The following is a 22715-nucleotide window of genomic DNA, read 5'->3' as shown; positions in this document are numbered from 1 at the left end:
TCTGATTGCCGGCCATGCCCGGTATTCCTGCCGGCGTGCCGGTTCCGGGGGACCGCACCATGCGCAGCGAACTTCTGTGGTTTCTGCCCCGCCAGGACGAAGCGCCCGAGCCGCCGCCGGCCGACGACCACGACCTCTTCGACATCGGCGACCACGATCCCATCCTGCGCTACGCGACCGTGGGCATTTTCGTCATCATGGCGACGGCGGCCCTCGCCATCGCCCGTCCGGTCGCCCTTCCGGTCACCGCCGGCATCGTCTTCGGGCTGGTCCTCGGGCCGGTGTCCGACGCCCTCGTGCGCCGCGGGCTTCCCCATGCGGCGGCCGCTGGCATCGTCGTGCTCACCGGCATCGTCCTGCTGATGGGCCTCTTCGCCATCCTCGCCGCGCCCGTGGCGCTGGGCGCCGACCAGATACCCGCCATCATCGATACGCTCAGGGCCAAGTTCGACGGCTTCTTCGACATGATGCGGCGGCTGCAGGGCGTTCCCCGGGGCGCCACCGCGCCCGTCGCGACCGAGACGGCCGCCGGTACTTCCTTCACCCCGCTGCTCAACATCGCCGTCACCTCGTCCAGCGCGGCGGGCGGCATGCTGATCTTCGTGGCGACGATCTTCTTCTACCTCGCCGCCCGGCGTCACCTGAAGGCGCGCGTGCTGCGCCTGTGCCTCGGGCGCGACGCCCGGCAGGTCGCCGGCTCCTTCTTCGAGGAGGTCGAGCAGCGCATCGGCAGCTATTTCGCCGTCGTCACCGTGATCAATCTCGTCGTGGGCGTGGTCGCCACGGCCATCGCCTGGCTCGCCGGATTTCCCTATCCGCTGTTCTGGGGGGCGCTGTCATTCGTCCTCAACTATCTCGCCTTCATCGGCCCGCTGATCCTCACGGCGCTGATGCTGGGCGCCGGCGTCACCACCGCCGATACGGCCTTCGCCGCCCTCTGGCCGGTCAGCGTCTACGCCCTCATTCATCTCATTGAGGGCAACGTGCTCACCCCCAGCCTCGTCGGTCGCCGGCTGACGGTTTCGCCGTTCCTGGTCTTCCTCTCCTTCGTCTTCTGGCTGTGGCTCTGGGGCCCGGTCGGCGCCATCCTTTCCACCCCCCTCCTGCTGATCGCCATGGTGATGGTGGAGGTGCTTTCCGCCTACCGCCACCTCGGCACCCCGGAGACGCCGGCCCCAGCAACGGCGTCGGGAACCGCGGAAGAGACTGCGCGTTCAACGATGCGGGATGATTCGAAAGACCCGTCCCCCGTTTCAATCACCGCCTGAACTGCAGGAGTTGCTTCCATGGCGCGCGCCACAGCGGATAACGACACGACCCTTGAGGCCGTCGGCGAGACGGCCGCGACCCTGGGCGAGAGGGCCCGCACCGGCGCCGCCGACGTGGCCGATGCCGTGTCGGAGGCCGGCCGCAAGGCTTCCGCCGCAGGCCAGGCCGCCGGCGATGTCGCCGCTGACATCGCACAGGACGTGAGCGCCCGGCTGAAGACCGTCGGGATCGACACCGAGGTCATGGCCGAAGCCGCCAAGGACCAGCTCGGCGGGCTGCGCCAGATCCTCTCTGACGAGATGCAGAACCGCCCGCTCCGCACCCTCGGCCTCGCCGCCGCCGCGGGTATCGTCCTCGGCTTCCTCTCGTCGCGGTGAGCATCATGTGGAGGGGTCTCTCACTCCTCGCCGCGACCGAGGTCGGCAGTGCGATGAAGCGCAGCGCCGTCGGCGCCGTGATCTATCTCGTCGCGCTGCTGTGCCTGGCCGTCGCCTTCGGGTTCCTCGTCGCCGCGGGCCATGACGTCCTGGCCGATAGCTACGGCGACACGCGTGCGAGCCTCATCCTGGCCGGCGTCTTCGCCGCCGTCGGCGTGGTGATCATGCTCGTCGCGGCCTGGATCCGCTCGCGCGCCCGCCACCGGCGCACCCTCGCCACCACCGCGATGGTCGTGGCGCCGGCCATGGCGCCCTCCGTGGTGCGCACCTTCATCCGCCATCCCGGCATCAGCGCCGGCGTGGTCGCCGGCATCGTCGCCCTCGGCGCCATTCTGGGGCGCCAGTGGGGCAAGGAGAGCTGACGCCGCACCGTCATCCTTTTCAGCAGCCCGATTTGCAGCGAGTTCCCCATTCCATGACCGCATCCTTGCCTGCGAATGCAAGTCCCGCCCGTGCGGGCAAATTCCTCGTTTCGACGGCCCGCCACCTCCGCAAGTCCACCGCCCCGCTGGAGCCCCTGCGGGTCCTGGTCTGCGAGGACGATCCCATTCTCGCCCTCGAACTCGAGGCCATCGTGGTGGAATCCGGCGCCGTCACCTGCGGCTCGGCCTCCACCTTCGACCAGGCCCGCGACCTCGCCGGCCTGACCGCCCCCGACCTCGTGCTCGTCGATCTCCACCTCGACGACGGCCGTTCCGGACCGCGCCTTGCCGAGATCTTCGCCGACAGCGGCCTGCGCATCGTCGTCATCTCCGGCGACACATCCATCGACAGCGTCCTCGCGCGCGTCGATCACGTGTTCCTGCCGAAACCGATCCAGCCGGCCGTGCTCCAGGAGCTCATCGCCGCCGCCGTGCAGGTGAAGCGCGCCGAGGAGGAACGTGCGTCGCGCTCCCTGACCAAGCCGATGTGACGCGGCGCTTTCGTCCGACGCACGGGCGGAACGAAGGTATCGCCGCGGCGTTGATGAGGTATCGATAAACCATTTCAAGGAGATATGTCATGCCCACCCCGTCCGGACATACCCGCGCCATCGCTGCCTCGCGCGTCACCGGTACCAGCGTCTACAACGAGCAGGGCGAGAAGATCGGGCATGTGGAGGACGTCGTCCTCGACAAGATGTCCGACAAGGTGATGTTCGCCGTTCTCGGCTTCGGCGGCTTCCTCGGCATCGGCGAGCGCTACCACGCCATGCCCTGGTCCATGCTCGACTACAATTCCGACACCGGCGGCTACGTCGTCGGCCTGTCGCGTGACGTGCTGGAGAAGGCGCCGTCCTACGACCTCAACGACCTGATGAAGCAGGACGGAGCCGGCCAGTCGCCCTCCATGGACTACTACGCCCCCTACGCCCGTCACTGAGCGCGCTTCCACGCTTCTCCACGTTCGCAGCGGCGGCCCTTCGGGGCCGCCGTTTCGCTGTGCGGTCTGCGCACGAAAAAACCGGGCCCTTGGGGGGCCCGGCTCGGGAGGTCGTGGCGGCTTTCGTCAGATCGGCGAGCGGTCGGACCTCGCCTCGCTGGCGGCATTGAAATCCTGTTCCGGCGGCGCATCGCGGAACCGGTCGAAGGCCCGGTGGGCGAAATCGACATAGGCCGGCGAGGGCGCATGGACGATGGCGCCCGCCCTGGGCTGCGCGCTCCGGCCGGCGAGGTCCTGGGCGGCGACGACGCCGAGCGCCAGAACGGTGGCGAGTGCGACGGCGCCCGCGAGGCGGATGCCGGTACGGCGGGCGGGAGTACGGACCTGCATGGCTTGTCTCCTCGATTGATGATCTTGCGGAAACAACGTGCCCCGAGCCGAAAGGTTCAGATCAGCGGAAGATGCCGGAACACTTGGCGCTGCGGCAGGTTGTCCCGATGACCGCCGGATCGGTGGAATCGAGCGCCTGCGGAGCTTCCCATGGTCGAGATGTTCGCCAACCTGCATGTCCTGATGTTTGCCGCCATCGCCTGTGCGGCCCACGCCATCTGTTCGCGGTGACCCCTTCCCTTGCGGGCCGGGGGCGGGCGACTGCCCTGCGGCTCGCTCTCGGGGCCGGCCTCACCCTGACCGCTGTCGGCGTCCAGGCCGCGCCTCCCGCCTCGACACCCGTTCCCGAGCCTAGGCCCGCCGGCCCCGCGTCGCCCGCGGAAGCGCCACCGGCACCGCCGTCCGCCTCCACGCCACTTCCCGAGCCAAGGCCCGCGGCACCCGCGCCGCCGCCGCCCGCCGAAGAGCCGCCGGCCCGGTCCTCGTCCGCTCCCACCTGCCAGTCGACCCTCACGGCCCTCGCGGTGCGGTTCCAGCCTGAGCGGCCACCCTCCGCCGGCGAAGGTTGCCGGATCGACGATCCCGTCCGCCTGGAGGCGATCGTGGTGGATGGTGCGGAGGTCGCCTGGCCCGACCGGCCGCTGGTCAGCTGCGCCTTTGCCGTGACGCTCGCCGGCTTCACGCGGGATGCGGCCCAGCCCCTGGCTCGCGCCCTCGCCGGCCGCCCCTTGACCGCTTTCGGCACCGGCGGCGGCTTCGAGTGCCGCGGGCGCAACCGCGCGGCCGGCGCACGCATCAGCGCCCACGGACAGGGTCTCGCCATCGACATCGCGTGGTTCGCCTTTCAGGGCGGCGGGCGCGAGCGCGTCGAGGCGCCCGGCGGCGAGCCGGCCATCCGCTTCGTGGCGGCCCTGCGCAGGGCCGCCTGCGGCTGGTTTACGACCGTTCTCGGGCCAGGCTCCGACGCGGCCCATGCCGATCATCTCCATCTCGACCGCGAGCCGCGTGGCCGCAACGGCGAGAGCCGCCTCTGCCAGTAATGAGGCGTCGCCTCGCCTGACCTTCTCCTGCACCACCAACGAAAAAGCCCCGCGCCTTGCGGCGCGGGGCTCTTCGACCGGGCTTCAGGCCCGATCAGCGTCCATGTCAGGAACGCGAGGCTGTGAAGTTCGGCATTTCCTGCAGCTGCGCCTTCGTGCTGGTCACGAAGCCGATCAGGGTGCCGTCCGACTGGCGCATCAGGCGAACCTGGTTCAGCGGAAGGGCGACGTTCTTCTCGCCGATGCCGAGGAATCCGCCGACGCCGAGCACGGCGTGGCTGATGCGACCATCGGCGCCGACCACGAGGTCGCTGATCGTGCCGATGGAGTCGTGACGGTCGCGCATCGTGCGCCACTGTTCGTCGCTCACCGGCGTGATCATCATCTGGCCACCGGTCATCCCGCCGCTCGCCATGGAGCCGCCGGTGCCAGCGGTGCCAGCAGTGCCGGGGGTGGCAGCGGTGCCAGCCGTACCGCTGGTGCCAGCCGCGCCCGGGGTGCCAGCCGTGCCGGCGGCAGTGTTACCCGAGGGACGGGCCGGGGCGGCGGTCGAACCGGTGGTCGCGGCCGCATCCGGCTTCGGGGCGTAGATCGAGATGCCCTGGAGCTTGCTCGTGGTGAGCTGCTCGTTGGCCGCGCGGGTCATGGTGGTGCCGCCCGGCGCCGTCTGGCTCTGGGCCGGCGCGGCGGGAGCCGTCGGAGCCGGAGCGGTCGTCTGGGCCATGGCGCCGGTGGCGAGCATGGCGGCGACGGATGCGGTCGCAAGATAAGTTTTCAGCATGATGGTGCCTCCTCGAAATGGGGTGATCGAACCAGCGCTGCCTGAGCTCTCGCGGCTCGGGCGGCACTGCTGTCGGATCAACCGGTCGAGGGAATGAATGTTCCCGGAAATCGAGGGCGACAGGCCGCCGCACCGATGGTTAGCCGGCGCCGCGAATACGGGCGATGGACTGCCAGTGATCGCGCCTGTTCTCGGCGGTCTGGGGAAAACGCTCGCCGGCGACCTCCTCGGTGATGACCGAGAAGCGCGCGAGGAGGTGGCCACCGAAGGAATGGAAGAAGGGCACGTCCGTCGCGTCCCGGCCGCGGGCGATGACGATGCGGCCGATCCGCGGCCTGTTGTGGCGGGCGTCGAAGGCGTACCAGCGGTCGCCGATGAACACCTCGAACCAGGCGCTGAAATCCATCGGCTGCGGGTCCGGCGGCACGCCGATGTCGCCGAGATAGCCGGTGCAGTAGCGGGCCGGGATGTTCATGCACCGGCAGAGCGCGATGGCGAGATGGGCATAGTCGCGGCACACCCCGACCTGCTCCCCAAAGGCCTCGAGGGCGGTACGGGTCGGCCGCGCCGAGGCATAGTCGAAACGGATGCGGCTGTGGACGAAGTCGCAGATGGCCTGCACCTGCGCGCCGCCCGGCGGCAGGTGGCCGAACATGGGCCAGGCGACCCCCATCAGCTGGTCGGTCTCGCAGTAGCGGCTGCCGAGAAGGAAACCGAGCGTATCCGCCGGCAGGGCGTCGGGGGGCGGCAGCCCTGCTTCCTCGGGCATCGGGTCGGGGAAGCCGGAATCATGGATCATGCCTTCAGCCGCGATCCGCGCACCACCGGCTGGCAGCGTGACGCGCCGGCACAGGTTGCCGAACGCGTCGGCATAGACCTCCGTTGCGCAGGCCTGGCCGTCGGCCAGGGCGGTCACGCTCATTGTGTCGGGCTGGGAAATGTCGGCGCGCCGGTCGGGGTGCACGTCGAGGAGCAGGATCGACGGCAGCGCCTGCGCGCACTGGATCTCGAAGTCGTAGCCGTAGCGGATGTGCATCGCGGTCTCCCTGCCCCGGCGGGCCCAAGGCCGGGCCCGCGGTCGAACCGCGCCACATGGAAGGTCGCGCAAGGTGCGGACCGCTGCCCCCAAACCCGAGAACGCGAATCCGTCCCCCGATGTTCCGGCGCGTGTCGCTCCCGCCCGTCCGCGGCGCCGCCGGCAGCATGTCACAGGATGGGGCGCTGCGCGAAATCTCTCTCGTACTGGGCGGCGATGCGTTCGGTGAGCCGCGGGTTCTCCAGCGTCAGGCGGCCCTGGGCGAAGCTGAACAGCCCGGCGCGCCGCAGCTTGGCCCATGTCTTGTTGGTGTGGACCAGCGACAGGCCCAGCGCGTCGGCGAGCTGCTGCTGCGACAGGGGGAAGACGAAGCTGCGGTCGGTGACGAGCTCCAGCGCCTCGGCGCGGCGATAGAGCGAGATGACGAGGGAGGCGATCCGTTCGGTGGCGTTGCGCTGGCCGATGGACAGCAGGTTCTCGTCGATCAGACTCTCCTCGCGCGAGCCGAGCCAGGCCGCCTCGTAGGCGAGCTGCGGCATCCTCACGAACAGGTCCCAGACCTTCCGCCTCGGGAAGATGCAGACCTCGACGTCGGTGAGCGCCTCGATTCCGTGCTGGGCCACCGACAGCAGCGAGGCCTGCAGGCCCATGAGGTCCCCGGGCAGCAGGAAGTTGAGGATCTGCCGACGGCCGTCGACGAGCACCTTGTAGCGGAACGCCCAGCCCGAATAGAGCGTGAACAGCTCCGCGTCGGACTGTCCGGGGAAGATGATCTCCTGTCCCGCCGACACGCGGCGGTGGTCCAACTTCATCTCCGCGAGAAAATCGACCTCCTCCCGGGTCTTCGGGTGGAAGGCGCGCTTCTGGCGCAGCGGGCAGGCATGGCACCACGGATGGGCTGAAGGCCGCGGGGGCGGATGGGTCAGCATGAGGCCTCGGCAGTTCTCATTCCCGTGGTTAAGGCCATTCGGTGCGGCGGGCAACGGAACTCATGCCGTGCGACCGCGTTATAAGCCCCGGCCTCCCATTGGTCCTGTCGCCGTTTCGAGGATCGTGGCGGCAGGGGGCGGCCGGACGATCCTTCGGAACACCCCCCATGGATACGACGGCAGAAGAACCCCTCGACCGGCCGAGCCGGTCGCGGTCTCGCGCATTCTTTTCGATGGCGCGGGGGTTCTGGACGGGCGGATCGGCGCGGCGGGCCTGGTTCCTGACCGTGGTGGTCCTCGCCTTCGCCTTCGCCCAGATCGCCGCCCAGGTTGGCATCAACGGCTGGAACCGGCTCTTCTTCGACGCCCTCGAGCGCAAGGACATCGGCGCCGTGGTCACGGCCGTGGGTCTCCTGCCGGTCCTGCTCGGGGTCGCCGCGATCACCATGTCGGGCCTCGTCGTGTCGCGGATGCTCCTGCAGGTGCGCTGGCGCGAATGGGTCACCAACAAGCTGGCGGGCTGGTGGATCGCCGACCAGCGCTACTACCGGCTCGGCTTCCTCGCGCAGGAGCATTCTGCCCCCGAATTCCGCATCGCCGAGGACGTGCGCATCTCCACCGAGCCGCTGGTCGAATTCGCCATCGGCCTCATCTCGGCCGCGGTGACGGCCATGACCTTCGCGGCCATCCTCTGGACGGTCGCCGGCTCCATCACCTTCGAGATCGGCGGCGTCACGATCTTCATCCCCGCCTACATGGCCATCGCCGCCGTCCTCTATGCGGTCATCGCCTCACTCGCCGCCTATTTCGTCGGGCGCGCCCTGGTGGGCAAGGTCGCCGCCAAGAACGAGACGGAGGCGCTGTTCCGCGCCGAGATGACGCGCCTGCGCGAGAACGCGGAGAGCATCGCCCTGATCAAGGGCGACGCCGACGAGCGCGCCTCCGTGCGCGACACCTACCGCAACGTCGTGCGCGCCTGGATGGCGGTGGTGCGGCGGCAGGGCTACCTCGCCCTGGTCCTCAACACCAACGGCGCCCTCTTTCCCATCGTGCCGCTGCTGCTGGCGGCGCCGAAGTTCCTGTCCGGCGACCTCTCGCTCGGCGCCGTCATGCAGGTGGCGGCGGCCTTCAGCGCCGTGCAGGCCGCCCTCATCTGGTTCGTCGACAACTTCGTCCGGCTCTCCGAATGGTATGCCTCGGTCGTCCGCGTCGACGAGTTCGCCCAAACCCTCGAGGAGGTCGACATCGGCGCCATCATGGAGGACGAGCAGCAGATCCAGCTCGGCGAGAGCGACGACGACGCCATCCACATCGAGAACCTCTCCCTCGCCCACCGCAACGGCCGCGTCGTCATCGACGGCGCCTCCATCCGCATCGAGCCGGGCGAGAAGGTGCTGATCGCCGGCGAGAGTGGCACCGGCAAGAGCACCCTGATCCGCGCCCTCGCAGGGCTGTGGCCCTGGGGGTCCGGCCGCATCACCTTCCCGAAGAACGTCCGCTATGCCTTCGTGCCGCAGAAGCCCTACATGCCGCGCGGCACCCTGAAGGAGGTGCTGCTCTATCCCGAATCCGATGCGCCGGTGTCGGACGACGTCGTCCGTACCGCCATGGAGCGCTGCGGTCTCGACTACATGGTCAGGCGCCTCGGCGAGGAGGACGATTGGGACCGCGTCCTCTCCGGGGGCGAGCGCCAGCGGGTCGCCTTTTGTCGCCTTCTGATCAACAAGCCGCCGATCATCATCATGGACGAGGCGACCGCCGCCCTCGACGAGGGCAGCCAGGACAGCCTCCTCTCCCTCTTCGAGAACGAGCTGTCCGGCTCCACGCTGATCAGCGTCGGCCACCGGCCGGGCCTCGAGGCCTTCCACACGCGCAAGGTGACGCTGATCCGCCGGCCCGCCGGCGCCCACATGCAGTCGACAAAGATCCGCAAGCCCTGGTGGAAGATGCTGCGCAACACCCAGTCCGCCTGACCTTTCAGAAAATCCTCGCGGCGCTGGAACCGCCCCGGCATCCCCGCGTTACCTCTCCGATCATCGCAATTCCCTTCCCGCGATGTGGACCTCTCCACTTGAAGCCGCCTCTGGCGGCTTCTTTTTTGCCGGCCGACGCGGATGTCGCCGAGGCGCCCCGGGGTCCGCACCGCGGCAGAGGACGACCGACCGCCATGGATATCCACGTTCGCCACGTCACGACCTACCAGTACGCGGGGCCCGTCCAGTTCGGCCCGCACCGCCTGATGCTGCGCCCGCGCGACAGCTTCGACATGCGCATCCTGGAGACCGAGATCGACATCTTTCCGGCGGCCACCCTGCACTGGTCGCACGACGTCTACGGCAACACAGTGGCGGTCGCGACCTTCGCTGCGCCGGCCGACCGGCTGGAGATTACGTCCGGCCTCGTTCTGCGCCGCTATGCCTCTGCCTTTCCGCGCGAGCGCAGTTCGGCGAGCGCTCTCTTCGTGCCGCACTATGCGGACGGCGAGCGTATCGTGCTGCAACCCTTCATGACGCCGGCCACGAGCGACGAGGACGGCGCCCTCGCAGCCTGGATCGCGCAGGTCCTGTCGAACGGCGGGCCTGAGCACGACCCCCTGGCGCGCCTGTCGCAGGAGATTCACGCGGGCTTCGGCTATTCCGTCCGCTACGAGGAGGGCACCCAGTCACCCGCGCAGACGCTGTCCTTGCGCTCGGGCTCCTGCCGGGACCTCGCCTGGCTGTTCATCGAGGCGGTCCGCCGCCTCGGCTACGCCGCCCGCTTCGTCAGCGGTTACCTGCACAACAGCCACAACGACGATCCCTCCAACCGCGCAGCGGTGGGGCTCACCCACGCCTGGGCCGAGGTCTTCGTGCCGGGCGACGGCTGGGTGGAGTTCGATCCGACCAATGCGCTCGTCGCCGATCCCCACCTGATCCGGGTCGCGGTTGCGCGGGTTCCCTGGGACGCCTCGCCGGTGGCGGGCAGCTTCGTCGGACCCATGGGGGCGCAGATCAGCCTGTCAGTCGGTGTCGAGATCACCCCGACCGAGACCTACCGGAACGTTGCCTGAGCCTCAGAGCGGGATGGTCCAGCGCCCGGCGCTCGTGCCGGAGGCATCCGCCGTCCGGGTGGCGCCGATCTGGCGCAGCAGGCCGAGGGCGATCTTCGTCTCCACCGCGTCGAGGCGGCGGTCGTCGGCGGTGACGGACAGCGTGAGAGTGCCTTCCTCGCCCTGCGTCACCTCGACGGAGACATGATCGGCATGGCCGTCCTCCAGGGCGTGGGAGGCGATTTCGACCACCAGCAGCCCCAGCGGGATGGCCCGGTCGACCACCAGGCCGACGTCCTCCGGGGCGATCGTCGAGATCCACGGCCTGCCCGCGCGCATCAGGCCGTTGAGCATCACGGAGACCTCGTCGAGGAACGGCTTCAGCTCCACCGGCCGCATCTCGCCGAGCGCCAGCGCGTGACGATAGGCGATGGACAGGACGTGCACCTTGGCCTCCACCGGCGCCAGCACCGTGCGATGCTCGGGCGACTGCTGCCGCCGCGCCAGGCTGATGTAGCTCTGAACCACCTGCAGGCTGTTCTTCACCCGGTGGTGCAGCTCGCGCACCAGATGCCGGTTGGCGCCGATGGTGAGGTTGAGCTTCTCCACCCGCTCGGCCTGGTCGGTGACCAGCGCGTTGAAGGCTTCGGACACCCGGCGCATGTCCTCGGGCATGGACGGCTCGACCGGCGCGAGCTGCGGCTTCTGCGACGCACGGGCCACCGCCGCGGCCTCGATGCCCCGGATCCAGCGCACGATGTTGGCGTCGATCGCCAGGGAATAGACGGCGAAGAGCACCATCAGCGTGACGAGCGGCGTCAGCAGGAGGGCGATGAACTGGAGGAACGCGGCGCGCTCCGCCTGCTGGTCGAAGCGGGCCAGCACGTAGAGGTCCGGCTCGGCGACGAGCTGGGTGCCATAGGTGCCCGTCGCGCCCGACTGGCTGACCGATTCCCAGCGCTGGAGCTGCGGCCCGGTCCGCCCGACCACCGGCAGCCAGCTCGTATCGTCCTCGTTCATGCCTCGGGCGACCACCACCTCGGTGGAACTTCGGACGATGCCGACCGTCACGCCGGGATTGACCGTGCCGAGATCGAAGGCACGGTCCATGATGACGGCGTCGACAAGCAGCAGGGATTCCAGCGTCGGCGAATCGGGAATGTCTCCCCGCCGGGCGTAGATCACCATGAAGCGTCGCCCGCCGATCCGGGTCACGCCGTAGCTCGTGTCGGCGAGGTCGTTGCCGATCCAGGTGACGCTGCGGGCGCGGGCGCGATAGGCCTCGACGACAGCGCGGATGTCGCTTGCCGACACACCGTCACTGCGACTGGCCACGCAGGCCGGCCTGCCGCCCGTGCTGATGGAGATCGCGCTTATCCCGATACCATCGTCGACGATGCGCCGCGTGATCGTCTGACACTGGTCGGCTGTCCCGTCGGTGGCGGCGACGCTTGCCGTCGCCGCCAGCACCACTCTGAGCGACTCCCGGTACCAGACCCGGGTTCTCACCGCGAAATTGCCGACCGTCTGGAGCTGCGATGCCTCGATGGACGACAGCACCGAGCGATAGGTCGCCACCGCCGACACCGCCGTGATCACGGCGATCGGCAGGATGACGAGGACCATCAGGGCGAGCAGGCGACCCCGGACGGTGCGGAATGCGGTGACATTCATCGCGATCAGGTACGCGCCATATCCGCAGGTGACTGATGGGTGACGGCAACGGAGTTCCGGTCGGGGCCGATTTCGTCGACGCTGGTGATCCCGAGCAGGTCGGCGAGCTTGGCGCGGGCGCGGTTGACGCGGCTCTTGATGGTGCCGACCGCGACGCCGCAGATCTCGGCGGCCTCCTCGTAGGACAGGCCGCTGGCGCCGACCATGATCAGCACCTCGCGATGCTCTTCCGACAGCTTGGCGAGGGCGACGCGGAAATCGGCGAGGTCGAGCGCGCTTTCCTGCTCACCCGAGACGGTGAGGCGCTGGGCATAGGTGCCGTCGCTGTCCTGCACCTCCCGGCCGCGCTTGCGGTAGAGCGAATAGTAGGTATTGCGCAGGATGGTGAAGAGCCAGGCGCGCAGGCTGGTGCCCGGCTGGAACTTCTCCGAATTGCCCCAGGCCTTCAGCATCGTGTCCTGGACCAGGTCGTCCGCCTGCTGGACCGAGCCGCACAGCGAAACCGCGAAAGCGCGCAGGTTCGACAGTTCGGCGATCAGGCCCTCGCGGAATTCGTCACTGGCCATCACGGCGCTCCTTGGCTTCCAGCTCGGCCAGCAGTACGAGGAAGCGGTCGGGCACCGGCGCCTTGATGAGATCGTCGTAGTGGGCCTTCAGCGATTTGCCGATCGCCTCCTGGATGCGCTGGTCGAGCACGATCTCGGTCATGTCCCGTTCCTCTGCCGCCGCGCTCTTGTCATCATTGTCCGGCATCTCACCCATCGATCTCTCCATCCGCACCCTCGGATGCGGCCTTGATCCAACCCAAAACGTGCCTCGCACACATTGGTTCCGGCAAAAAGAAAAAATAAAAAACTTGCCAAACCAAGGGGTTCCGGGCTGGTTTTGGCGCTGACCGACAGGAGTATCGAATGACCATCGCTGCGGAAATCGCACCGCATCTCCCCTACCTGCGCCGCTTTGCCCGCGCCCTCAGCGGAACCCAGGCCGGCGGCGACTCCTATGTCGTCGCGACCCTCGAGGCGCTGGTCGCGGACCCTTCGTCGTTTCCCCGCGACATTCCCGCCCGCATCGCGCTCTACCGCATCTTCCTGAAGCTGTGGTCGTCCATGCCGGTCAACATGGCCACGGCCAGCCCGGGTGCGACGCGCCCCGGTGCCGTCGAGCGCAACCTCGACGCGCTGACGCCGCGTCCGCGCCAGGCCTTCCTGCTGCGCACGGTGGAAGGCTTCGCGATCCAGGACGTCGCCGCGGTGCTCGACACCGACGTCGACGCGGCGGCGGGCCTCGTCGAACAGGCCGGCCGCGAGATCGCCGAACAGGTGGCGACCGACGTGCTCATCATCGAGGACGAGCCGATCATCGCCCTCGACATCGAGACGCTGGTGCAGGAGCTCGGCCACTCGGTGACCGGCATCGCCCGCACCCACAAGGAGGCCGTGGCCCTCGTGAAGCAGAAGCGGCCGGGCCTCGTCCTCGCCGACATCCAGCTTGCGGACGGCTCCTCGGGGCTCGAGGCGGTCGCCGAGATCCTCGAGACCATCGACCTGCCGGTGATCTTCATCACCGCCTATCCGGAGCGGCTGCTGACCGGCGATCGGCCGGAGCCCGCCTTCCTGATCACCAAGCCGTTCCAGCCCGAGGCGGTGAAGGCCGCCATCAGCCAGGCCCTGTTCTTCGACCGTCGGTCCGAGCGCAAGGTCGCCTGAGCGGGACATCCAGTGACACTGCCGAATTCTGCCATGCCGCGAGGGAACCTTCCTCGCGGCATTCCGTTGTGAGCCAGGAGAATGATTTCGGACTCGCGACGGTGCCGGGAGGATTCGATGGTGATTTCACTTGCGACCATGGTCGTCGCCGCTGCCGTCCTCTTCGGAGGCCTGGTGGCGCTGACCCCTCTCGTGGTCGACATCACCCTGCTTGCCATGGCCCTGTCGGGCGCGCATGCGGTGGTCGGCCTGGCCGGCGGGTCCTAGGGCCCGGGATAAGGAAATGCGCGCTCGTCTCCCGAGGTATCGGGCAGAAGGGAATCGCGGCATGATCAGTCGTTAAGAGAACTTTCGCGCGTGCGGTGGTTCTCTTGGTGTCAGTGCAACGGAGTGATGAGGGGTCATCTCCCGCTTTTAGGTCTGAGGTATGGATAGGCATCGCATACTGATCGTCGAGGACGATCCGTTCATTGCAATGGACATCGAGGCGGCCGTCCTCGACGACCTTGGTCCCCGGACCGAGGTGATCGTCGTCGACAGCCTCGCCGAGGCGCAGACCCTCGCCGAGGACAGCGTCCATTGCGCCTTGCTGGACGTCGATGTCGTCGGCGGGAAGACCTTTGAGGTTGCCCTCAAGCTGCGCGCCCGCGGCACCCCCTTCGCCTTCGTTTCCGGGTCGCTCCCCTCCGACCTGCCGGCAGAGCTGCGCGGCGCAACCTTCGTGCGCAAACCCTTCCACTCGCGAGACATCCTCGGTTTCGTAACGAGCGCGCTGGAAAGCGGTCACACCGCCACGGGCGGCACCAGCATCAATCTGTCCACCGGGCAGAACCAGGACTGAGGGGACCGCCCTCAGCCCTCCTCCGCCGCCCTCTCTGCCCGCTGCACGGCGAGCCTGACCGCCGCCGGCACAGGTTCGACGACCGGCACGGGCAGGCTGCCGGCAATGGCGCGCGCCGCGACTGCGAGCGGCCCGCCGCCGATGACGAGGGCCTTCGCCCCCAACTCCTCCACCGCCCTCAGGCAGGCCTCCCGCAGTGCTTCCGAGAGACCCTGGCGATTGCCCATCACCTGATGGACGTCGCCTTCCGTCAGGACTGTGCCGAGGAACAGGTCGCCGTGGCCGTAGAGCTCGGCCCGGTCGGCGATGGCCTCCACGAGGTCCGGAGTCGTCGTCACCACCGCGAAGGAGCCGTGCGCCGCCGCCTCCGCCATGCCCGCCTCGGCGATGCCCGTGACGGGAATGGCGCCGGTCTGGCGCAGGTCGGAAAGCCCGGGATCGCCGAAGGCGGCGATGATGATGCCGCGATAGCCGAACGGCGGCCGGGCTGCGACGAGGGCTGTCACGGCCTGCCGTCCGATCTCCAGATCCGTCGGCCCGGTGATCAGCGGAACGCCGAAGGGCGCCGACAGACCGTCGATCTCGTGTCCGGGCACGGCGTCCCGGGCGATCCCGACCATGGCGGCCGTGGTGGCCTGGCTGGTGTTGGGGTTGATCAGGAGGAGGCGCATCAGGACCCCGCGGGAACGGCTGCGGCGAAGGCCCGGGCGATCTCGGCGCGCGGTGCCACCCAGACCCGGTCGCCGAGGCCGGCGAGCCGGTCGAGGACCCGTGAGAAGGCGGCGAAGCGTCCCGGCCGCCCGACGATCCGCAGATGATAGCCGATGTTGAGGAGGCGGGGCAGGCCGCGCTCGGCCTCCGCCAGCAGCACGTCGAGCGCGTCGTCGACATAGTCCGCCATATCGCTCCCGCGCACGAAGCCGTTGGGGTGGAAGAACTTCATGTCGTTGGAATCGAGCGCATAGGGCACCACGACCAGCGGCCGCGCTCCCGAGAGGTCCCAATAGGGCAGGTCGTCATCGAAGGCGTTCGACGTGTAGAGGAACCCGCGCTCGGCGAGCAGCGAGCGGGTCCAGGCGCTCTCCGCCCCGCGGCAGAAGAAGCCGACGGGAGGCGCAGCCCCGTTCACGGTCATGGCGGCGATGCAGCGGTCGAGGTCCGCCGCCTCTTCTTCGCGGCTGCGATAATCCGCGTGGGGGCGCCAGCGCCAGCCGTGCACAGCCGCCTCGTGGCCTGCCTCGCGCAGCGCGGCGAGGAGGGCGGGCGAGCGCGCGACGGCGCGGCCGCAGCACAGCCAGGTCGCCGCGATGCGATGCTCGCGCAGCGCCTCCAGCATGCGCCAGAAGCCGGCGCGGGTGCCGTAGGCGAAGATCTGCTCCTGTCCCTGGTCGCGGATGCCCGGCTCGACGACGCTGAGCACCTCGCCCATGCGCTCGCTGGCGGGGTCGCCGTCCCCGACCTGCCACTCCGCTCCCTCCTCGAGGTTGACGTTGACGGACACCGCGAGGCGCGCGCCGTTGGGCCAGCGCAGGTCCGGCCAGCGGCCGCCATAGCCGATCAGGTCCCGCGTCGCGCCCGCGGCCGCAGCGGGTGAGTCGGGCATGCCGCGGCCCGGCTGGCCTGCGGTCGCTGTCATGGCGTGTCCTCCGGAATGGGGCGCGGCGCCGCTGCCTGCCCGCTGATGCGGCAGCAAGACATGTGCCGCCCGTCGGAAGCCCGGAAGAGTCGGTTCACAAAATAGGCAAGGTCAAATTTACGGCAGTCCGATGCCGCCTTTTGCATCACCTAAGCGGCGGGCCGCCGACGACACGCAGGCTTCCTCAACATTCGACCGCCCCGCCCCGGGTTCGGATTGCATACAGGATAGGTGCGCTGATGGGCGAATGGTGCGCCGCCGCCCCAACCCGCGGACCGCGTTGCCCGTCCAGCCCGCCACTTGGCATGGCCGTTGCTGGCCCTGAGGGTCCCGATGCGGAGAACGTCGTCCTTATGGCATCCCAGCAGACCGCGATGGCCCGGGCCGCGCAGCCTTTGACGCTGGACGGCGTGACCCACAGCTACGGCGCGGGGCTGGCCGTCGACAACGTCACGCTCGAGGTCAAGGGCGGCGAACTCGTGGCGCTGCTCGGTCCATCCGGCTGCGGCAAGACCACGCTGCTGCGCATCGTCGCCGGCTTCATCGCCCAGACCAACGGCAAGGTCATCATCGGCGACCGGCCGATCGACGAGCTGCCGCCGAACCGGCGCGAGATCGGTATCGTCTTCCAGAACTACGCGCTGTTTCCCCACATGACGGTCGCCGAGAACATCGCCTATGGCCTCGCGGCCCGCGGTGAGAGCCGGGCCGTGCAGGCCGAGCGGGTCGAGGAGATGCTGGCGACCGTGCGCATGGAGGGCTTCGCCGACCGCAAGCCGCGCCAGCTCTCCGGCGGCCAGCAGCAGCGCGTCGCCCTCGCTCGCGCGCTCGCCATCCGGCCGCGGATCCTCCTGCTCGACGAGCCCTTCGCCGCGCTCGACAAGAACCTGCGCCTCGACATGCAGATCGAGATCAAGCGCCTGCAGCGCCAGTTCGCCCTCACCGCCATCATGGTCACCCACGACCAGGACGAGGCCATGTCCATCGCCGACCGCATCGCGGTGATGAGCCAGGGCCGCATCGAGCAGCTGGGATCGCCGGTGGAGATCTACGACGAGCCGGCGACCCTCTTCGTCAACAACTTCATCGGCTCCAGTAACCTCCTGAAGGGCCGCGTCGAGGCTGTCTGGTCGGAAGGCGTCCAGGTCGCGCTGGAGGCCGGCGCCACCTGGACACTCGCTGCGAAGGGGCGCTTCGAGGTGGGCGCGCCGGTGCTCGTCTCCGTGCGGCCGGAGCAGATGGTTCTCGCCGACGCGCCCGCGCCCGACCGCCTTCCCGTGTCGCTCAAGCTCAGCCTGCCGATCGGCGGGGCGCTCATCCACGACGTCACCGCCGCCGGCGGCGAGCACCTCAAGGTCGCCGTGCCGCGCCGGCCCGGCAGCCTCGCCACCCAGCCGGGCGAGGCCTTCGCGGCCCTCGCCCCCCATGCCCGCCCGTCCCTGTTTCCCGCAGCATCGTCCTGAGCCCTGACCGGCCGCCCACGAGGAGTATCCGCATGACCAAGCTCAACCGTCGCGACATCCTGGCCGGCGCGGGCGCGCTCGGCCTCGCCGGCCTTGTGCCGGGCGCTGCCCGCGCCTCCGGCAGCGTCACCGCCGCCATCTATCCCGGCACCTGGGAGGAGGCCTATCGCGCCGTCGTCGCCCCGGCGCTGAAGAAGGCGGCCAACGTCGACATCGCCTTCGACTCGCTCTTCGCCGTCGACCAGGTCGCCAAGGTCCGCGCCGCCCGCGGCGTGCCGCCCTTCGACTGCTTCGTGCTGGATCCGGGCCCGGCCGCCGCCGCCCAGGCCGCCGGCCTCTTCGAGCCGATCGATCCCTCCAAGCTGACCAATGCCGCCAAGGTTCCCGCCGGCCTCATCAAGTCGCACGGCGTCACCTGCAACGCCCAGGTCGTCGGCATCGCCTACAACCCGAAGAAGTTCCCGACGCCGCCCAAGGCCTGGACCGACCTCTTCACCGCGCCTTACGTCGAGCGGCTCGGCCTCACCGGCTTCCAGACCACCTTCGGCACCGTCTCGCTCATCGAGATGTGCAAGGCCTTCGGCGGTTCCGAGGCCAACATGGAACCGATCTTCGCCGAGCTGAAGAAGGCCGTGTCCAAGGCCGCCGCTGTCGCAGCCCCCGCCGCCATGCCGGGCCTGTTCCAGCAGGGCCAGATCGACGTCATGTACACCAACACCAACACGGTCGCGATCCTGAAGGGCCGTGGCGTCGACATCGCCTTCGCGACCCCCGCCTCCGGCGCCATCACCTTCCAGACGACGCTGCACATCGTGAAGGGCGCCGAGAACGTCGCCAACGCCTACAAGTACATCGACACGGCGATCTCGGCCGAGGTGCAGAACCAGCTGCAGCGCAGCCCCTACAACATGATCCCGATCAACAAGGACGTGACCTTCGTCGACACGCTGGACGTCAAGTCCATCGACGACCTCTCCAAGATGGTCACGCACGACTGGACCAAGATCAATCCGCAGCGCGCCGCCTGGATCGAGCGGTTCAACAAGGAGATCACGAAGTAAGGCGCGCTCGCCGTGTCCGCAGCCGCAGCCGCAACGGGAGCCTCTCCCGTCCGTGACGCTGTCGAGTGGCGCCTGGCGGCGCCGCTCGGCCTCACCTATGCGGTGTTCTTCGCTGCACCCTTCCTCATCCTGCTCGGCATCAGCTTCTATGCCGATGCCGAGCAGACCCGCCTCGGCCTGGACAGCTGGCTGAAGTTCTACACCGACGCCTTCTACCTGAAGGTCATCTTCGACACCCTGAAGCTCGGCGTCCTCGCCGTGGTGGCGACGACGATCCTCGCCTACCCGCTGGCGCTGGTGTTCCGCTCCGCCTCGCCGCGCATGCAGCGGGTGCTGATCTTCATCATCCTGATGCCGCTGCTCACCTCGGTGGTCATCCGCACCTTCGCCTGGATCGTGATTCTCGCCCGCGAGGGGGTGGTCAACCAGACGCTCATGGCGCTCGGCCTCACCGCGACCCCGCTGAACCTCCTGCAGACCGAACTCGGCCTCGTCATCGCCCTGACGCAGATCGAGATGCCGCTGATGCTGCTGCCGCTGCTCACCATCATGAACCAGATGGACCAGAACCTCGTCGACGCGTCGCGGGCGCTCGGGGCCTCGAAGTGGCGCACCTTCTTCCGGGTGATCCTGCCGCTCACCCTTCCCGGCTGGATCGCCGGCGCGACGCTGGTCTTCGCCTCCGCCACCACCGCCTTCATCTCCCAGTCGGTGATCGGCGGCGCGAGGCTCGTCTACCTGCCCTCGCTGATCTGGCAGCAGTCCATGGTGGTCTACAACTGGCCCTTCGCGGCGGTGGCCTCCCTCACCCTCCTCTTCACGGTGCTCTCCGGCATCATGGCGCTGAGCTGGCTCGGCCGCTTCGCGAAGACCAGCTAGAGGCAGCCCATGTCGCAGCGCTCCACGCCGGCCGACGTCTCGTTCAACCTCACGGTCGGCATCATCGCCGGCATCGCCATCCTCATCCTGGTGGCGCCGGTCCTCATCGTCATCGCCACGTCCTTCACGACGACGCAGGCGCTGCGCTTCCCGCCGCCGGGCCTGTCGCTGCGCTGGTACGGCGAACTCTTCAATCCGGTGCGCTCGGCCCCGATCCACAATGCCGCGCTGAACAGCCTCTGGGTCGCCGGCTGGGCGACCGCCATCGGCTCGGTCCTCTCGGTCCTCGCGGCGCTGGCCATCACCCGCGTCAGCCGCCCCTCTGCACGGGCGCTGGAAGCGAGCTTTCTCTCGCCCCTCGTGCTGCCGACCCTCTCCTACGGCCTTGCGGCGCTGATGTTCTTCTCCGTGCTCGGCATCCGGCCCTCGCTGAACCTGCTCATCGCCGGCCACCTCGTGGTCATTGCGCCCTTCGTCTTCCGCACGACGCTGGCGAGCCTCACGCAGCTCGACCCGGCGCTGCTCGAGGCCTCGGCCAATCTCGGCGCCAGCCGCTTCTATTCCTTCCGCCGCATCACCCTGCCGCTCATCGCGCCGGGCATCGCCGCGGGCGCCTTCCTCGCCTTCATCGCCTCCATGGACAACGTGCCGGTCTCGCTCTTCCTCTCGACCGCGCGCACCTCCATGCTGCCCATCCGCATGTGGGGCATGATGGAATCAACCCTCGACGTCCGCATCGCCGCCATCGCCGGCGTGCTGATCGTCGTCATCCTCCTCCTCATGGTGGTGATGGACCGGTTCACCGGCCTCACCCGCCGCATGAGCGCCTGATCCGCTGGAGCCCTCCATGACCGTGCCCTACGACCGCGATCTCATCGGCTACGGCGCCAATCCGCCCAACCCGCAATGGCCGGGCGGCGCCCGCGTCGCCATCAATTTCGTCATGAACTACGAGGAGGGGTCCGAGCCCTCCGTCCAGGACGGCGAGGGCTATACCGAGACGGCGCTGACCGAATCCAGCAGCCTAAACATGCCCGTGAAGGGACGCGACCTCGCCGGCGAGGGCATGTTCGCCTACGGCAGCCGCGTCGGCTTCTGGCGGCTGATGCGCCTGTTCCAGGAGCGCGGCCTGCCCATGACCGTCTTCGGCTGCGCTCTCGCCCTCGAGCGCAACCCGGAGGCCGCAGCCGCGGTCCGGGAGTCGGGCTTCGACGTCTGCTGCCACGGCTGGCGCTGGATCAAGCACTACGAGCTCGACGAGGCCGAGGAGCGCGAACACATCCGGAAGGCCGTCGCCTCCCTCAAGGCCACCGTCGGCGACCGCCCGCTCGGCTGGTACTGCCGCTACGGGCCCAGCGTGAACACCCGCAGGCTGGTGGTGGAGGAGGGCGGCTTCCTCTACGATTCCGATGCCTATGACGACGAGCTGCCCTACTGGACGAAGGTCGACGGCAAGCCTCACCTCGTCGTGCCCTATTCCCTCGTCAACAACGACGGCAAGTTCGGCACCGGCTTCTTCGCGACCTCCGGCGACTATTTCGAATGGCATAAGGACGCCTTCGACATGCTCTATGCCGAGGGGCGCACCACGCCGAAGATGATGTCGGTCGGCCTGCACATGCGCCTCATCGGCCACCCGGCGCGGGCGGCGGGCCTTGCCCGGTTCCTCGACTACGTGCAGTCCCACGAGGGTGTCTGGGTGACAAGACGCCTCGACATCGCGCAGCATTGGGCGAAGACCCATCCCTTCCAGGGCTGAGCCCGCGCGCCGAGGACCGTCCATGCCCCATGAGCTCATCGTCGCCCTCGGCGACCGGCACTACCGCGTCGAGCGGCCCTTCGGCTCCTGGCCGCAGAACACCGGCTTCGTCACCGACGTGACGGTGGACGGGCGCGGCCATGTCTTCGTCATGCTGCGCCACGATCCCCTCGTCCACCCGGCCGATCCCCGCGTCATCGAACTGGACCCGGAGGGCCGCTACATCGCCGGCTGGGGCGGCGAGGCCATCGCCGATTCGCACATGCTCACCGCGACGCCCTCGGGCCATCTCATCGCGGTGGACCGCGACATGCACGAGGTCATCTGGTTCACCACCGCGGGCGAGCGCGTCGGCCAGCTCGGAGTCCGCGGCCGGCCTTTCTCACCCTTCAACCACCCGACCGACGTCTCCGTCGCGCCCTGGGGCGACATCTACGTCGCCGACGGCTACGGCGCGGCGATGGTCCATCGCTTCTCGCCCAACGGCCGGCACGTGCAGAGCTGGGGCGGGCAGGGGTCGCAGGACGGGGAGTTCGTCTGGCCGCATGCGATCTGGACCTTCGCCGACGGCCGCGTCGTCGTCATCGACCGCACCTGGAACCGCGTCCAGGTCTTCGACGGGGCCGGTCAGCACCTCGACACCTGGCACGACTTCTACCAGCCGGTCGGCATATGGGGCGACGCCGAGGGCTGCGCCTACATCACCGACATGGTGCCGAGCCTGACCAAGATCGCCCCGGACGGCACCCGCATCGGCCGCTGCCGGCCCATGCTCAACGGCGCCCATGGCCTCTACGGCACGCCCTCCGGCGACATTCTCCTCGCCGAGGGCAATCCGAGCCGCATCACCCGCCTGAAACTTTTGGGGTGACGCGGTCTCGGCCGACGCGCCTTGCCTGTTGCCAAACGCCCCTCCCGCGGCTAAAAGCCAGCGCGATTGCCGCCTTAGCTCAGCTGGTAGAGCACCTCATTCGTAATGAGGGGGTCGTAGGTTCGAATCCTATAGGCGGCACCAGTCCTTCCCGCACAACTCGGCACACCGCTCCCCGCGCGCTCCCGGCGATTCGCCTCACCTGTTGAAGCGGATCGGCACCGCGAGGGTGACGCTGGCGCCGCCACCTCCGATGGTCGGCGGCGGGGCGGGAACCGGGCTCGCACGGCGGATCATCGCCACCGCCTCGGCGTCGATGGCGGCGTCTCCCGAGGAGCCCGACAGCCGCGCGGCCATGACCCGGCCCCACCGGTCGATGGTGAAGACGACCTGCGCCGTGCCGCCGCCGGCGCCGGCGGGAAAACGCTTGAACCGGTTGAGATGGGCATAGAGCGCGCCGCGCCAGGTCGCGGGCGAGACGCTGGGCGCGGAAGCGGCGCCCGCGACGGGGGCCGCCGCGCTGTCGGATCGCTGCGCCTGGGCGGTGGGC

At 69.0% G+C, this 22715-nt stretch carries 27 protein-coding genes and 1 tRNA gene; 18 read left to right on the top strand and 10 right to left on the bottom strand.

The window, feature by feature from the left end:
• The first annotated feature begins 59 nt into the window (after nucleotides 1-59).
• The 5 genes from ACT6XY_RS14785 (at nucleotide 60) to ACT6XY_RS14765 (ending at nucleotide 3068) form a co-directional block, all read left to right on the top strand.
• On the top strand, nucleotides 60-1268 hold the full coding sequence (locus ACT6XY_RS14785) for an AI-2E family transporter (RefSeq protein WP_444749089.1): 1209 nt from the start codon (nucleotides 60-62) through the stop codon (nucleotides 1266-1268).
• An 18-nt stretch (nucleotides 1269-1286) separates the two neighbouring features.
• Nucleotides 1287-1646, top strand: a complete 360-nt coding sequence (locus ACT6XY_RS14780) for a hypothetical protein (RefSeq protein WP_444749088.1) — start codon at nucleotides 1287-1289, stop codon at nucleotides 1644-1646.
• 5 nt (nucleotides 1647-1651) lie between these two features.
• The gene (locus ACT6XY_RS14775) at nucleotides 1652-2068 is read left to right on the top strand and encodes a hypothetical protein (RefSeq protein WP_444749087.1); all 417 of its coding nucleotides are present in this window, start codon (nucleotides 1652-1654) and stop codon (nucleotides 2066-2068) included.
• A gap of 53 nt (nucleotides 2069-2121) precedes the next feature.
• Nucleotides 2122-2619, top strand: coding sequence for a response regulator (locus ACT6XY_RS14770; protein ID WP_444749086.1), 498 nt, complete (start codon nucleotides 2122-2124; stop codon nucleotides 2617-2619).
• An 89-nt stretch (nucleotides 2620-2708) separates the two neighbouring features.
• Nucleotides 2709-3068, top strand: coding sequence for a PRC-barrel domain-containing protein (locus tag ACT6XY_RS14765; protein ID WP_444749085.1), 360 nt, complete (start codon nucleotides 2709-2711; stop codon nucleotides 3066-3068).
• Nucleotides 3069-3194: 126 nt separating this feature from the next.
• On the opposite strand, the gene ACT6XY_RS14760 is transcribed toward ACT6XY_RS14765, so the two are convergent.
• Nucleotides 3195-3458, bottom strand: coding sequence for a hypothetical protein (locus ACT6XY_RS14760; protein ID WP_444749084.1), 264 nt, complete (start codon nucleotides 3456-3458; stop codon nucleotides 3195-3197).
• Nucleotides 3459-3529: 71 nt separating this feature from the next.
• Between ACT6XY_RS14760 and ACT6XY_RS14755 the strand changes: the two genes are divergently transcribed.
• On the top strand, nucleotides 3530-4498 hold the full coding sequence (locus ACT6XY_RS14755) for an extensin family protein (RefSeq protein WP_444749083.1): 969 nt from the start codon (nucleotides 3530-3532) through the stop codon (nucleotides 4496-4498).
• Nucleotides 4499-4604: 106 nt separating this feature from the next.
• On the opposite strand, the gene ACT6XY_RS14750 is transcribed toward ACT6XY_RS14755, so the two are convergent.
• The 3 genes from ACT6XY_RS14750 to ACT6XY_RS14740 all read right to left on the bottom strand — a co-directional run bounded on the left by ACT6XY_RS14750 (nucleotide 4605) and on the right by ACT6XY_RS14740 (nucleotide 7244).
• Complete coding sequence (locus ACT6XY_RS14750) at nucleotides 4605-5279, bottom strand: PRC-barrel domain-containing protein (protein WP_444749082.1); 675 nt, start codon at nucleotides 5277-5279, stop codon at nucleotides 4605-4607.
• Nucleotides 5280-5418: 139 nt separating this feature from the next.
• Nucleotides 5419-6315: a transglutaminase-like domain-containing protein gene (locus tag ACT6XY_RS14745; protein WP_444749081.1), complete on the bottom strand. Its 897-nt coding sequence runs from the start codon at nucleotides 6313-6315 to the stop codon at nucleotides 5419-5421.
• Nucleotides 6316-6485: 170 nt separating this feature from the next.
• Nucleotides 6486-7244, bottom strand: a complete 759-nt coding sequence (locus ACT6XY_RS14740) for a Crp/Fnr family transcriptional regulator (RefSeq protein ID WP_444749080.1) — start codon at nucleotides 7242-7244, stop codon at nucleotides 6486-6488.
• A gap of 233 nt (nucleotides 7245-7477) precedes the next feature.
• Here ACT6XY_RS14740 and ACT6XY_RS14735 point away from each other — a divergent pair, with 233 nt between their 5' ends.
• Together ACT6XY_RS14735 and ACT6XY_RS14730 are read left to right on the top strand one after the other, a co-directional pair.
• Complete coding sequence (locus tag ACT6XY_RS14735) at nucleotides 7478-9217, top strand: ABC transporter ATP-binding protein/permease (RefSeq protein ID WP_444749079.1); 1740 nt, start codon at nucleotides 7478-7480, stop codon at nucleotides 9215-9217.
• 194 nt (nucleotides 9218-9411) lie between these two features.
• Nucleotides 9412-10293 carry a transglutaminase family protein gene (locus ACT6XY_RS14730; RefSeq protein WP_444749078.1) on the top strand — a complete coding sequence of 294 codons (882 nt, stop codon included), beginning with the start codon at nucleotides 9412-9414 and terminating at the stop codon, nucleotides 10291-10293.
• A 3-nt stretch (nucleotides 10294-10296) separates the two neighbouring features.
• Here the strand turns inward: ACT6XY_RS14730 and ACT6XY_RS14725 are convergent, their stop codons facing one another.
• From ACT6XY_RS14725 to ACT6XY_RS14715, 3 genes are read right to left on the bottom strand one after another with little or no spacing between them, the layout of a single operon-like run.
• The gene (locus ACT6XY_RS14725) at nucleotides 10297-11946 is read right to left on the bottom strand and encodes a sensor histidine kinase (RefSeq protein ID WP_444749077.1); all 1650 of its coding nucleotides are present in this window, start codon (nucleotides 11944-11946) and stop codon (nucleotides 10297-10299) included.
• 5 nt (nucleotides 11947-11951) lie between these two features.
• A complete protein-coding gene (locus tag ACT6XY_RS14720; RefSeq protein WP_444749076.1) occupies nucleotides 11952-12512 on the bottom strand; it encodes a sigma-70 family RNA polymerase sigma factor in 561 nt (186 codons plus the stop codon).
• Complete coding sequence (locus ACT6XY_RS14715; protein ID WP_444749075.1) at nucleotides 12502-12654, bottom strand: NepR family anti-sigma factor; 153 nt, start codon at nucleotides 12652-12654, stop codon at nucleotides 12502-12504. The genes ACT6XY_RS14720 and ACT6XY_RS14715 overlap by 11 nt, the downstream gene beginning before the upstream one ends.
• 203 nt (nucleotides 12655-12857) lie before the next feature.
• On the opposite strand from ACT6XY_RS14715, the gene ACT6XY_RS14710 reads away from it, so the two are divergent.
• From ACT6XY_RS14710 to ACT6XY_RS14700, 3 genes are all read left to right on the top strand, one after another.
• Entirely contained in the window at nucleotides 12858-13655 is a 798-nt protein-coding gene (locus ACT6XY_RS14710; protein ID WP_444749074.1) for a response regulator, read from the top strand.
• Between the two features lie 117 nt (nucleotides 13656-13772).
• The gene (locus ACT6XY_RS14705; protein WP_444749073.1) at nucleotides 13773-13922 is read left to right on the top strand and encodes a hypothetical protein; all 150 of its coding nucleotides are present in this window, start codon (nucleotides 13773-13775) and stop codon (nucleotides 13920-13922) included.
• Between the two features lie 160 nt (nucleotides 13923-14082).
• Nucleotides 14083-14496 (top strand): response regulator, encoded by a 414-nt coding sequence (locus ACT6XY_RS14700; RefSeq protein ID WP_444749072.1) that lies wholly within the window; start codon nucleotides 14083-14085, stop codon nucleotides 14494-14496.
• A gap of 11 nt (nucleotides 14497-14507) precedes the next feature.
• On the opposite strand, the gene ACT6XY_RS14695 is transcribed toward ACT6XY_RS14700, so the two are convergent.
• Nucleotides 14508-15167, bottom strand: coding sequence for an aspartate/glutamate racemase family protein (locus tag ACT6XY_RS14695; protein ID WP_444749071.1), 660 nt, complete (start codon nucleotides 15165-15167; stop codon nucleotides 14508-14510).
• On the bottom strand, nucleotides 15167-16132 hold the full coding sequence (locus tag ACT6XY_RS14690) for a polysaccharide deacetylase family protein (protein ID WP_444749070.1): 966 nt from the start codon (nucleotides 16130-16132) through the stop codon (nucleotides 15167-15169). Before ACT6XY_RS14690 ends, ACT6XY_RS14695 begins: the two co-directional genes overlap by 1 nt.
• A 374-nt stretch (nucleotides 16133-16506) precedes the next feature.
• On the opposite strand from ACT6XY_RS14690, the gene ACT6XY_RS14685 reads away from it, so the two are divergent.
• From ACT6XY_RS14685 to ACT6XY_RS14655, 7 genes are all read left to right on the top strand, one after another.
• Complete coding sequence (locus tag ACT6XY_RS14685) at nucleotides 16507-17595, top strand: ABC transporter ATP-binding protein (protein WP_444749069.1); 1089 nt, start codon at nucleotides 16507-16509, stop codon at nucleotides 17593-17595.
• Nucleotides 17596-17627: 32 nt separating this feature from the next.
• The gene (locus ACT6XY_RS14680; RefSeq protein WP_444749068.1) at nucleotides 17628-18656 is read left to right on the top strand and encodes an extracellular solute-binding protein; all 1029 of its coding nucleotides are present in this window, start codon (nucleotides 17628-17630) and stop codon (nucleotides 18654-18656) included.
• 12 nt (nucleotides 18657-18668) lie between these two features.
• Complete coding sequence (locus tag ACT6XY_RS14675; RefSeq protein WP_444749067.1) at nucleotides 18669-19535, top strand: ABC transporter permease; 867 nt, start codon at nucleotides 18669-18671, stop codon at nucleotides 19533-19535.
• Between the two features lie 9 nt (nucleotides 19536-19544).
• Nucleotides 19545-20366 carry an ABC transporter permease gene (locus ACT6XY_RS14670; RefSeq protein WP_444749066.1) on the top strand — a complete coding sequence of 274 codons (822 nt, stop codon included), beginning with the start codon at nucleotides 19545-19547 and terminating at the stop codon, nucleotides 20364-20366.
• Between the two features lie 16 nt (nucleotides 20367-20382).
• Nucleotides 20383-21294 (top strand): allantoinase PuuE, encoded by a 912-nt coding sequence (locus ACT6XY_RS14665; RefSeq protein WP_444749065.1) that lies wholly within the window; start codon nucleotides 20383-20385, stop codon nucleotides 21292-21294.
• A gap of 22 nt (nucleotides 21295-21316) precedes the next feature.
• Nucleotides 21317-22165 carry a hypothetical protein gene (locus tag ACT6XY_RS14660; protein ID WP_444749064.1) on the top strand — a complete coding sequence of 283 codons (849 nt, stop codon included), beginning with the start codon at nucleotides 21317-21319 and terminating at the stop codon, nucleotides 22163-22165.
• 68 nt (nucleotides 22166-22233) lie between these two features.
• Nucleotides 22234-22309: transfer RNA gene (locus ACT6XY_RS14655), tRNA-Thr, on the top strand.
• 54 nt (nucleotides 22310-22363) lie between these two features.
• Here the strand turns inward: ACT6XY_RS14655 and ACT6XY_RS14650 are convergent.
• The coding region (locus tag ACT6XY_RS14650; RefSeq protein ID WP_444749063.1) for an energy transducer TonB family protein at nucleotides 22364-22715 on the bottom strand (352 nt) is incomplete at its 5' end.

The sequence above is a fragment of the Phreatobacter sp. genome (assembly GCF_052440005.1).
GTDB lineage: Bacteria > Pseudomonadota > Alphaproteobacteria > Rhizobiales > Phreatobacteraceae > Phreatobacter.
This window is presented reverse-complemented; position numbering and strand designations above follow the sequence as displayed.